The sequence below is a fragment of the Mesorhizobium sp. M0968 genome (assembly GCF_040319065.1).
Taxonomy (GTDB): domain Bacteria; phylum Pseudomonadota; class Alphaproteobacteria; order Rhizobiales; family Rhizobiaceae; genus Mesorhizobium.
Genome location: NZ_JAMYNL010000090.1, coordinates 1 through 873 on the forward strand (window position 1 = coordinate 1; position 873 = coordinate 873).

Genomic DNA, 873 nt, shown 5'->3' on the forward strand with positions numbered 1-873 from the left:
TCCGGAACAATGTCTTCTTCTGAAAGTTTTTCCTTAAATAGCAAAGGAGATTCGAAATGTCAGAAAGCCGGGAATGGTTTGTCCAATGGCTTAGAGACGCTCATGCCATGGAAGAGCAGGCCGAAACGATGTTGAACGGGCAGTTGAGCCGTATCGAGAATTATCCCGAACTGAGCGACCGGATCCGACAGCACCTCGACGAGACCAAGCAGCAGGCTGCCCGGCTGAAGACTTGTCTCGATCAGATGGACGAGGGTTCATCCATGATGAAGGATGCTGGCGGTAAGCTGACGGCGATGGCGCAATCGCTGAGCGGCATCTTCGCTGGAGACGAGGTGATGAAAGGATCGCTCGCGAGCTACACGTTCGAGCACATGGAAATCGCCTCCTACACGATCCTGATTGCCGCCGCTCGATCGCTCGGCGAAACCGAGGTTCTTCGGGCTTGCGAAGAGAATCTGCAAGAGGAAGTCGCGATGGCGGATTGGCTGAAATCCCGTCTTCCCTCCACGACCGAGCAGTTCCTTGTTCGGGCCGAAGCCGACAGTGACAGCGCCAAGCGGTGAGCGGGTGGGACGCAGTCATCGTGAACTGGGTGATGGGGGATTCGTCCGCCAGCGCGTCCCCTTCGTGAAGGCTGGACGACGAACACGCCTGGCTGTAGCAGGCGGTTGTCGAGTTGCGCATTTCCAGAAATTGCTACGACGAGTGATGCTAACATTGCGGCGTCGTGACTTTGAGTTGAAGCGTTCGTCTGCGCAAGCCCGGTCGAATACGCATTGGCAATAGCCAAGATCGGAAGGGCTAGTGCAGCGCTCGGCGAGATCAAGCTTGAGGGGGCGTGTTAAAACGTTCGAAACGAGGTCGCGATAG

At 56.4% G+C, this 873-nt stretch carries 1 protein-coding gene; it reads left to right on the forward strand.

The features are described from left to right. The first annotated feature begins 56 nt into the window (after positions 1 to 56). Positions 57 to 566 carry a ferritin-like domain-containing protein gene (locus NKH67_RS34015; RefSeq protein ID WP_353033106.1) on the forward strand — a complete coding sequence of 170 codons (510 nt, stop codon included), beginning with the start codon at positions 57 to 59 and terminating at the stop codon, positions 564 to 566. The last annotated feature ends 307 nt before the right edge of the window (positions 567 to 873 follow it).

Excerpts from the sequence above, each read along its gene's own strand:
- NKH67_RS34015 (WP_353033106.1), top strand. The coding sequence starts at position 57 with ATGTCAGAAAGCCGGGAATGGTTTGTCCAATGGCTTAGAGACGCTCAT.